Annotated in this window: 11 protein-coding genes; 9 read left to right on the forward strand and 2 right to left on the reverse strand. The window is 40.2% G+C overall.

All coding sequences use genetic code 11. The features are described from left to right. Position 1: 1 nt before the first annotated feature. Positions 2-1,237 carry a threonine synthase gene (thrC, locus tag Q7J27_06060; protein ID MDO9528708.1) on the reverse strand — a complete coding sequence of 412 codons (1,236 nt, stop codon included), beginning with the start codon at positions 1,235-1,237 and terminating at the stop codon, positions 2-4. A gap of 136 nt (positions 1,238-1,373) precedes the next feature. On the opposite strand from thrC, the gene Q7J27_06065 reads away from it, so the two are divergent. After that, a complete protein-coding gene (locus Q7J27_06065) occupies positions 1,374-1,529 on the forward strand; it encodes a hypothetical protein (GenBank protein ID MDO9528709.1) in 156 nt (51 codons plus the stop codon). Positions 1,530-1,867: 338 nt separating this feature from the next. On the opposite strand, the gene Q7J27_06070 is transcribed toward Q7J27_06065, so the two are convergent. Beyond that, complete coding sequence (locus Q7J27_06070) at positions 1,868-2,203, reverse strand: hypothetical protein (protein MDO9528710.1); 336 nt, start codon at positions 2,201-2,203, stop codon at positions 1,868-1,870. 480 nt (positions 2,204-2,683) lie between these two features. Between Q7J27_06070 and Q7J27_06075 the strand changes: the two genes are divergently transcribed. From Q7J27_06075 to Q7J27_06110, 8 genes are all read left to right on the forward strand, one after another. Beyond that, the gene (locus Q7J27_06075; protein ID MDO9528711.1) at positions 2,684-2,842 is read left to right on the forward strand and encodes a hypothetical protein; all 159 of its coding nucleotides are present in this window, start codon (positions 2,684-2,686) and stop codon (positions 2,840-2,842) included. 114 nt (positions 2,843-2,956) lie between these two features. After that, positions 2,957-4,699: a TrkH family potassium uptake protein gene (locus Q7J27_06080; protein ID MDO9528712.1), complete on the forward strand. Its 1,743-nt coding sequence runs from the start codon at positions 2,957-2,959 to the stop codon at positions 4,697-4,699. Between the two features lie 16 nt (positions 4,700-4,715). After that, positions 4,716-5,408 carry a TrkA family potassium uptake protein gene (locus tag Q7J27_06085; protein ID MDO9528713.1) on the forward strand — a complete coding sequence of 231 codons (693 nt, stop codon included), beginning with the start codon at positions 4,716-4,718 and terminating at the stop codon, positions 5,406-5,408. 1 nt (position 5,409) lies between these two features. Continuing rightward, entirely contained in the window at positions 5,410-6,132 is a 723-nt protein-coding gene (locus Q7J27_06090) for a PAS domain-containing protein (GenBank protein MDO9528714.1), read from the forward strand. 2 nt (positions 6,133-6,134) lie between these two features. Continuing rightward, positions 6,135-6,371: a hypothetical protein gene (locus tag Q7J27_06095; GenBank protein MDO9528715.1), complete on the forward strand. Its 237-nt coding sequence runs from the start codon at positions 6,135-6,137 to the stop codon at positions 6,369-6,371. Positions 6,372-6,574: 203 nt separating this feature from the next. Further along, the gene (locus Q7J27_06100) at positions 6,575-7,456 is read left to right on the forward strand and encodes an NAD(+)/NADH kinase (GenBank protein MDO9528716.1); all 882 of its coding nucleotides are present in this window, start codon (positions 6,575-6,577) and stop codon (positions 7,454-7,456) included. A 1-nt stretch (position 7,457) separates the two neighbouring features. Beyond that, a complete protein-coding gene (gene recN / locus Q7J27_06105) occupies positions 7,458-9,128 on the forward strand; it encodes a DNA repair protein RecN (GenBank protein ID MDO9528717.1) in 1,671 nt (556 codons plus the stop codon). A gap of 98 nt (positions 9,129-9,226) precedes the next feature. Next, positions 9,227-9,685, forward strand: coding sequence for an N-acetyltransferase (locus Q7J27_06110; protein MDO9528718.1), 459 nt, complete (start codon positions 9,227-9,229; stop codon positions 9,683-9,685). The last annotated feature ends 221 nt before the right edge of the window (positions 9,686-9,906 follow it).

Raw genomic sequence — 9,906 nt, forward strand, 5'->3', positions numbered from 1 at the left:
TTTAGCTCCTGTTGACTTCAAATAGGAAATCAGTTTCCCCAACAAGTTTGTCCAAGTTTTCTAACGTACACTCAACAGTTTTTAAATTATGCCTTTCAAATATAGCCGTGTATTTTAATCCACCACCCGTTATAATGCAAACGATTGAACAGTTTTCATCTAAAATGTTTTTATTCCTCAATTTTTTCACTGCCGCTAATGGAACTGCAGCAGCGGGTTGTACGAAAACCCCTTCCTTAGCAAGCCGTTTTTGTGCTTGAAGGATCTCGTCATCTGTAACCACAACGGAAAACCCGCCATTTTCCTTTATTTTTCTTAAAGCTTCGTTTCCACTTGGAGGAAAGGGATTTTCAATAGCATGGGCGATCGTGTCGGGGCTTTGAAACCGGGATATCGTTTCTCTGTTTTCGGCATAAGCTTTATAAATCGGTGAACAGCCGCTTGCCTGCGCACAGATAATTCTGGGTACTTTGCCGGTTAATCCGCAAAGTTGAAATTCCTCGAATCCTTTAATAATACCCCGCATATTCCCGCCCGAACTTGTCGGTACGACGACAAAATCGGGGATTTCAAAATTCATTTGTTCACAAATTTCAAATGCGATCGTTTTTGAACCTTCCACCCGAAAAGGCACATCCGAATTGATAAAGTAAATGCCGTATTTTCTTCCAATTTCAAGACTGTCAAAATAAAGCTGTCCGTAATCACCATCTACTTTTATTAAAACGGGATCGTACATTGCAATAGGATTCAGTTTCTCAGGAGGAAGAGTTGCACTTACCAGAACAAACGTTTTCAGACCTGCTCTCGCACCGTAGGCGGCCACCGAAACAGCCATGTTACCGCTCGATACGGTTCCTATTTTCTCGTATCCAAGACTCAGGGCATGCTGAATGCCGGAAACGGTACCTCTGTCCTTAAAAGACCATGTGGGGTTCTGGCTCTCATTTTTCAGCAGGATGGTTTTTACCTGCAATTCGGATGCAAGCTTCGAAGATTCCACCAGTGGCGTAAATCCTTCTTGAAGAGATGTTAACTTGTCTGTTTTTGAAAAAGGGAAAAAATCAGCGTACCTTTCCATGATCGTTTGATGAAGAGTATTCCCTTCAGTGATCGTTCCCCCGGTTACCTTTTCTATTTCCAGAGGTTCACCGCACATAGTGCAACGGGGATAAACCTGGTCAATCTGAAAGGTTTTTTTACACTTTGTACAGATGAGATTTGTGTCTTTCATCATAATTCCCTCTACCTTGGTGGGAGAAGATTAGAGAGAGGGAATTTTGAAATGTTTTTCACCCCCTCCTTGCCTCCCCCCCGTCACGGGGGAGAAGAATATGTGAGATGACCCGCCTTGTGGACGGGGTAATTCACTTATGGTAAGTCCGAAAGCTTCGCAATATCTCCATATCGTCATGCCCCGTGGAGTCCCTGCAGGGGGTGCGATGGAGGCGCAGTTCTACTGGGGGGCCGAGGCCCCGGGTGTAGCGAAGGGAGCATGCGCAGCAACCTCACAAAATGTTGATAATTGAAGCTCCCCGCAACAAGTTGCGGGGAATCTCCGACTTCCAAGTAACTTAAATTCGCAAATGTGTTGCAAGTAGTTAACATTTCTTAATATTTGCCAGAAATAATGCATTTGCTAAAAACATAAGTTACTTCCAATTATAATGCCGCAAAGTGGCATAGTGAGCTGTTAAGGAAAAAATTTATTTTTTATTCGCTCGCTAACCCCGCCGCAAGCAGCGGGGAATGTGCTCGCTGTTCAGTTCAAGAGATTGTCGCATCTATTTCCTCACTCCGCTCGGGACGCCTCGCAATGACCGAAAACACGATTTTGCAAAGGTCTTACCTTGCATTCTTCCGGAAACTACCGAAGATGTTTACCGCTGTACTCTAAGGCCTCTTTAATGTCCTGTTTGACCTGTGGGTCATTCAAGAGATTTTTTATCTCTTTCTTGCCAGTTTTAGCCACGAATTCAATACCTTCCTTTACATTCTTCTTGACAGCGATGACAGAGCGATGATCAAATGCCAGCTTGGCCACTTCGTGAATGCCTGTCTTTATTGAGTAGTCTATACTTTCTTTGACCTGCTGCTTAATGCCCGCTGATGCGATAAAGAAAATTACTAAAAAAACAAGTCCCCACGGAATTGCCATAACAAAGTGCCTCAAAAACATGTTTGCTAATCCATTTTCTTTCATTGCTTTACCCTCCTTTCCAAACAATTGGTTTACACTTGGACCTTCAAATCAATTCTATCCAAAAATCAGAAAATCGGGTTAAAAATAGGGTTTCGCATCCTTGAACATCAATTCTGTAATACCTCATCCAAGCCTGAAATATTCTCCCGATTTTATCTGATAAGGATTTACTTTTCTTATGGGAAAGTATAAGAAAATAATTTTTGTATGTCAATGAGAATTGGCTGCAGGATGTTGCATTACTCAGGACGGGAAGAAAAGTGAATAGAGAGGCTTATCTTACGGAAACATCTTTTCAATTGACAAACAGGCACCTTTGCAATACTTATTGTATCCTACCAAAATAGGCCTTGATGTTCTGCCTGAATGGCCCGGGAAAATGGCGGGCAAGACGTCGGACTCAGTACAAACAGGAACCAATATCGTAGATGGCTATTGCAAAAAATAACAATATCATCTGCGTCAGAAAGGAAAATCAGAATGATTATCAAACCAGAGTTTCTTGCAACCGGAATCGGCAGTATGCCTTTTGAGGATCCTGAACACGCCGTTGATGTTTCGCTTTCCAGATTGAGCGGGGCTCCGATATGGCCGCAGTTGCCGTGGCTCGGGCTTAATGAACAGATGGAGCTTCAATAAGGAATAAGGAGACATCTTATATGTTTTTTTCATAGTAAATATGTATGATGTTACACGATTTTGTTTTCATTTCCTGGCTGTAAGTTTATCCCACGTTTAAGATATAAAAATAATATGTCGATCATTTCGAGGGACCAAAAACTATCTTTCAGTATCATCGTATTAGGGATACTGGTGCTCATTCTGGAGAATGCCCATGTAGAAGGATATTTGGCCAATTTTATATCTCATGCAATCGATTTATCTATATCTATACTTTTCGCGTCTGAAACTTTCATATACTTTTTCAAGTCCAAAACCAAAATCACTTTCCTTAAAAAGAATATTCTTGAAGTTTCGTTTCTTACAGCATTTATAGCAATAATTGTCCTCGGCAAATATTACCACTTTTTCATCGAAGAGTTTGATGGTCATAATATGCCTGTTAAGCTGATAGTCCTTATCACTGCTTTTAATGCCTTTAAAGTAGTAATGAGAATAAGAAAACTGCACTATTTTCTCGTAAATCTCACACGCCATCCGGCACAGACAATAATGCTTAGTTTCTTTAGTGTTATTATTGTTGGAACGATACTCCTGATGATGCCTTTTTCGGTAACGGATGGAAAAACCTTGGGTTTCATCAATTCACTTTTTACTGCGGCAAGTGCAACCTGTGTTACCGGCCTTACTGTCGTGGATACAGCTACCAGATTTTCTATTTTCGGCAAGATGGTAATAATGTTTCTTATTCAGACAGGGGGGCTGGGGATAATGATCTTCGCCTATTTCACTGCTTTTCTTGTGGGAAGAAGTCTCACTTATCAGGACAAAATAGCAATTTCATATATGCTTGATGAAGATGATGTAAGGAACCTGAACAAGGGGATCAAGAACATTGTTTTATTCACTTTCATTTTTGAATTTGCAGGAGCAATGCTACTCTATCTTGCTTTCATGAAATTTGAAGGTTTCGGGATCAAGAATATCTTCTATGCAATGTTCCATTCAGTATCCGCTTTTTGTAACGCGGGGTTCGCTCTTTTTACGGATAATCTTGAACAGTTTAAATCATCATTTCTCATGAATTTTGTAATATCAGGACTTATTATAGCCGGCGGTATAAGTTTTGTGGTAGTTGGAAATACTTACGGGAATTTAAGAACTCTGTTTAAACGCAAAATATTAAAAAGGCCCCAGCGCGTAGAGAAACTTACCCTCAATACGAAAGTCGTTCTTTTTACCACGGCCTTGCTTTTGATCTCGGGCACCCTCCTTATTTATAAATTCGAACATAAAGACAACCTGCTTAAACTTGGCTTAGCGACGCAGTATTTAATGGCATTTTTCCAGACAGTTACATTAAGGACAGCCGGGTTTAACACAATGGATATATCAAAACTGCATATGGCAACATATTCACTTATGATACTTTTTATGTATATAGGAGGCGCTTCCGGATCATGTGCCGGAGGTATCAAGGTGAATACCCTGGGTGTTGTGTGGGCGTATGTGAAGTCGATATTTAACAATAAAGACGATGTTATCCTTCTTAAACATACAATTTCAAAAGACATTATTAATCAGGCGTTTTTAATTATGTTTTTATCTGCAACACTTATATTCGGAGGATCACTTCTTTTAGCTTTGACCGAGAATCAAAAATTTCTCAGGATATTATTTGAAGTGACATCAGCTTTTGGAACCGTAGGTCTTTCAACGGGAATAACGCCGGATCTATCCGCACCGGGCAAAATAGTAATAACTTTAATAATGTTCATAGGAAGGCTGGGACCTTTAACCATAATTACAGCCTTGTCCCAGAAAACAAGAAAATACGAGATAAAATATCCGATTGGTAAACTTAATATCGGATGAAACATAGGAGAAAATTATGCAGAAAGAAACACTTTATGCTGTGTTTGGCCTTGGCACGTTTGGTCAGGAAGTATGTAGGGCCTTATCCGAAAAAGGATCAAAAGTTATAGCTGTTGATAAGGATCCAAAACTTATCGACAAGATAAAAGACTCTGTGACTCAGGCTGTGCTTTTAGACAGTACGGACGAAGATGCCTTGAGAAATGTCGGTCTGCAGGATGTGGATGTAGCAGTTGTTGCTATAGGAGATAGTGTGGACGGGAGCATTTTAACAACAGTTTTACTTAAAAATATCGGTGTTCCATATATTATAGCCCGCGCGATCTCAGATGTTCATGCACAGGTGCTTCAAAAGGTGGGTGCTACTGAAGTCCTCAATATCGCTGTTCAGCAGGGAAGAAGGCTTGCCCAGAGGATATTAGCTCCCGATATGGTCGAAATGATACCGATCTCTGATGATCATTCGATCGCCGAAATAAAAATTCCTTCGGGATTTGTAGAAAAATCCCTGAGAGACATAGGTCTGAGGAAAAAATACCATGTGACACTTGTGTCCATAAGGAGGATTGAAACTACTATAGATGAAATGGGGAACCCCAGGAAAGAAGAATTGATCTTGTATCCGACACCGGATGATATTTTGAAGATAAACGATAGTTTAGTCGTTTTAGGAAGCGATAAAGATATCGAAAACCTTAAGGAGCTTTAAAATGATTCTTGTAAGGAAAAGAGATTTATTGGTTCTGACGATACTTTTCTGCTTTATAGTCATTTTCGGTGAAATAAAATTTTTCACCGCGCTTAAAAGCATAGAAGTTCATACAAACCTTGTTTTAAAATATGAACTCGAAAACTTCATATTTGCTTCTGTAGTCATTCTTCTGATAGTGCTTTTATTTTTCATTAATTTTGTGAGAATGAGCGATAATGTATTGAAACGGCTGGATAAGATGGTTGAATTATCCCAGTACGGGAAATATGATATAACCCAGCACCTGGATGAGATGGGGCAGATAGGAAAGAGAGTAAAATATCTATTATTTCACCTTAATAATTTAAATGAAATGAAGACCGTAAAGATAAGCTCTCTGTCCCGGGTAAGCGATTTTTTGGTGGATAGAGCAGATGAAGAGATGTTTATTTTAGACTGCCGTGGCACTATTATTAATTGTTCCGAAAAACTTGCAAAAGAAGTAGAAGTTAACAAAAAAGATATCAATGGAAAAAACATTAAAGATTTCTTCAAGCAGGTCGATTTTGAGAATATTTACCGTGAACTTGAGAGTAAACGCTCAAAAATAGATAAAGATGATATAACTCTTGATATAAAAGGCAAGGACAATGAAAGAAAAATAACCTTTATTCCGATTATGAATTCCATGGAGCATATCGCTTATATTGTTGGCATCATGGGAGGGGATAAACCATTTTAGTTGTGGATGATGTTGAATATTTCTTGGTACATCAATCATATCGAGAGCAGTGTTATCAAATCAAAAATTGCACACAGCTTTATTGGACATTGAAAAAAAGACCAACAGAGGAAAGAAAAAAACATACCCGAATAGTTGAAGAACAGGGATATGTTAAAGCCTGTCCTGTCAATTTACGTAAAAAAGATGGCAGTATCATCAATACCCCCCTTATCTCAAACGGTGGTAAGAAAAGATAAAGATGGGAACATGATAGGTTTTCAGAGGGCAGTTACTGACATCACCGACCGCGTCTATTTTTGGGGCCAATCTTTCATCTTGAAAAAGGGGGGATCATGAAGTATAGGAAATAAATCGAGGGATTGAACGGATATTCGGTAGTCTGATCAATATAAAGAGTCATATAAAAAGTTTTTCCTGAATAGTTACAGCAGAGGTTAAAATGGGTATTGAAAAGATAGGGATAATAGCAAATGTCGGCAAGGAAAAGGCTTTGGAGTATGCCTCACGATTGAAAGAGTGGATTTTAAAAAAGAATTTGGGGGTCTTTCTGGAGAAGGAAGTAGCTGAAAAGCTGGGGGAGGCTTCCGGGCTTGAATGTGAAGAACTTGCATCTTTAGTAGATATAATTGTTGTCTTAGGCGGGGATGGAACGATTCTTCGCGCGGCGCGTTCTGTTAAGAAATTTGATGTGCCTGTCCTCGGCATCAATTTAGGGGAATTCGGTTTTTTGACGGAGGTCAATTTAGATGAAATGTTTGATGCGATGGAGGTAGTTTTTAGTGGAAAGCATCAAACTGATAAGAGAATGATGCTCGATGTTACAATAAACAGGAAACAAAAATGCATAAGCGAGAGCGTTGTCCTCAATGATGCTGTAATCAACAGAGGAAATCTTTCCAGGATAATTGAACTGAGAACGTTTGTTGATGGTCGGTATATGACCACCTTTAAGGCAGATGGGATTATTGTATCTACGCCTACAGGTTCCACGGCATATTCCCTTTCTGCCGGGGGGCCGCTTATTTCTCCTGAACTTGATTCAATAATTATTAATCCTATATGCGCACATACATTGACAAATAGACCGGTGGTTTTTCCCGATAGTGTCAATATAGAGGTTATTTTGTGGACGAAAGAGAAAGGAGCAACATTGACCCTGGATGGACAGGATTCGGTTACGTTGAAGTCGGGGGATATAATTATTATAAAAAAATCTGAATATTATACAAATCTTATTGTTTCTCCTCACAGAGACTACTTGGAGATCTTACGGACCAAGTTAGGGTGGGGCGGATTGCCGCCGGGTGTGAATAGAGATTGAAATGTTGATTGAGCTGAATATTAGAAATTTTGCTATCATCGATGAGCTTCAGGTATCTCTTACGGGGGGTCTTAATGTCATTACCGGTGAAACCGGTGCAGGCAAGTCTATCATCATCGGTGCTGTCGGTCTTCTTCTTGGAGACAGGGCATCCTCCGATTTGATAAGATCCGCTGAAGAAACAGCTACGGTAGAGGCACTTTTTGATATAAGCAACAAGGAGCAATTGAAAGAAAAATTGATGAGTAGCGGTTTATATGAGGGGGATGAACTTGTTGTTAAGAGAATTGTGGCGCGTTCGGGTAAAAACAGGGTTTATATCAATGGAAACCTGTCCACATTGAACATGCTTTCCACGTTAGCCGAATCGCTGGTTAATATATCCGGTCAGCATGAACATCAAATTATACTAAATGCCGAAAACCACATAGATATACTGGACGAATTTGGCGATATCCTGTCATTGCGGTCTGAATTTACAAATCTTTATCATGAGTATCAAAATTTAAAATCGAGGCTCAATGAGCTTGAGTTTATCAACCGCGAGAGCGGAAAGCGCGAAGAATTCCTCAGGTTTCAATTAAAGGAGATAGAGGATGCGGGTATTACGGTTGGGGAAGATTTGTCTCTATCACGAGAAAAGAATATCCTCAGCAATGCGAAGAGGTTGGCAGAATATGCCGCTGAGTCCCATGAGACCCTTTATGGTAAAGGTGGGTCCATACTGGAAGAGCTCGGCGGGACGATAAAGAACATAAAAGAGATAAAAAAAATTGATCCTGATTTGAAGGTATCCGAGCAGGGGCTCGATTCTATATTTTTTAGCCTTGAGGATATTGCTTTTACCCTGAGAGATTATGTAAAAAATATATCCTTTGAACCTGACAGGCTTGTGGAGATTGAAGACAGACTGGAGTATTTAGGAAGGCTTAAACGTAAATACGGCAAGACGCTGGAAGAGGTATTGGAGACAAAAAAAAGTGTTGAAAAGGAACTAAAAAATATATCATCTTTGGAAGAAGATATTAAACGGCTCTCAGAGCAGATTTTTTCAAAAGAGACGTTTTTGCTGGAAAGAGGAAAGGAGCTTTCTCAAAGGCGGCATGAGGTTGCTGAAGTTCTAAAAGAGGCGTTGGAGAGCGAGATTCATGCGTTGGGAATGGCAAATACGAGATTTGAAGTTTCATTTAATGAAACTGTTGAAGATAAAGTTGGCTCAAAAGGTATTGATATAATTGAATTTTATCTATCAACAAATGTGGGGGAAGAATTAAAGCCCTTGAACAGGATAGCTTCCGGCGGAGAGCTTTCCAGAATAGTGCTGGCAATGAAGAAATCTCTGGCCGGAACCGGTGCCGTTGATACAATTATATTTGATGAGGTGGACAGTGGCATAGGTGGTGCGATGGCCGGGATTGTCGGCAGGAAACTCAAGGAGGTATCAAAGCGTCATCAGGTTATATGTATTACCCATCTTCCCCAGATTGCCTGTTTTGGGGATAGCCACTTTCTTGTTTCAAAGAGGGTTTCGGGGGAAAGAACAAACACTCAAATATCCGTCCTCTCTGAGTCGGACCGTCTCGATGAGATTACCAGGATGCTCAGTGGACTTAAGATGACCGAAAAGACCAGGGAACATGCTCGTGAGATGCTGAAAGCCTCACGGAGTTGAGTTCAGAGTTCAGGGTTCAAAGTTCAAAGTTCAAAGTTTCTTTTTATGTTTCCTGACTCTGAACTTTGAACTCTGAACTCTAAACTTAGGGATTTGATATGCTCAGAAAAGCTAAAGTAAGTGATGCAAAAGTTATCCACGGGGTGATAAATACCTCTTCGGGGAAAGGCGAGATGCTTCCCAGGTCTTTGATGTATATTTATGGCAGCCTGAGAGATTTCTTTGTTTGTGTTGAGGACAGCAGCGATTTTGTGACAGGTGTCTGTGCCATGCATATTTTCTGGGAAAACCTGGCTGAAGTTCGGTCTCTTTGTGTAAAAGATGAGTACAGGCAAAGAGGAATCGGGAAAAAGCTCGTTGAAGCTTGTATTTCCGAGGCAATAACCCTTGATCTTTTAAGAATATTTACCCTTACCTATCAAACTGAGTTTTTCAAAAAACTCGGTTTCGTGGAGGTTGACAAATCAACCCTCCCAGAGAAAATATGGTCCGACTGTTTTAAGTGCCCAAAATATCCCGACTACTGCGATGAAGTAGCAATGATTCTGGAGCTTTAGAAAAACATTAAGAGAGCTCAAACCCTTTCCCAAGGTTTTAAGGTTGACAAGTTCGCAAAAAGTCTTTTCAGAGCGAATTCAAGCATTTTGGGAAAAAGATGGTGGTAGTGACCGGCGTTAAGAAAATCTAACTGTTTGAGTGCATAAGCACGAGTTTTAGATTTTTAGCCGGGCAATAACAGCATCCACAAAATGGTTCTGAGCGAAGAAAACGGACTTTT

The sequence above is a fragment of the Syntrophales bacterium genome, assembly GCA_030655775.1.
In the GTDB taxonomy this organism is placed as follows: domain Bacteria; phylum Desulfobacterota; class Syntrophia; order Syntrophales; family JADFWA01; genus JAUSPI01.